Source organism: Sulfoacidibacillus ferrooxidans (assembly GCF_022606465.1).
Lineage (GTDB): Bacteria > Bacillota > Bacilli > Alicyclobacillales > SLC66 > Sulfoacidibacillus > Sulfoacidibacillus ferrooxidans.
In genome coordinates, this window is sequence record NZ_JALBUF010000102.1 from 1 (window position 1) to 399 (window position 399).

The 399-nt window shown below is 63.9% G+C and carries 1 pseudogene; it reads right to left on the bottom strand.

What is annotated here, in order from left to right:
• A pseudogene (locus MM817_RS16565) lies at nt 1-399 on the bottom strand (hypothetical protein); the annotation flags it as partial.

Sequence of the window (399 nt, forward strand, 5' to 3'; positions counted from 1 at the left end):
TTAGAGCAGCAGATGCTCGAGACGGCCATGCAATCGTTGCGGCAGGTTTTCCCGGACTTCCAGTGCCGCGCGACGCAAGGCGCTCTGGAAACCCTCCTCGGCGGCAGACCCATGGCTTTTCACCACTATCCCCTGCAATCCGAGGAAACTGGCGCCGTTATAGCGTGCCGGAGCGATATCGCCGCGCAGCCGGCGCAGCAGCGGCAACGCCAGCGCACCGACCAGCTTCGCCGCCAGTCCATCGCGGAAGCGCTGTTCGATCCGCGCCGACACCATGGCAGCCAGGCCTTCGCTGGCCTTCAGCAGGATGTTGCCGACGAAACCGTCGCAGACCACCACGTCGGCCTCGCCGCGATACAGGCCATCGCCCTCTATATATCCGCTGAAATTCAACCCCTG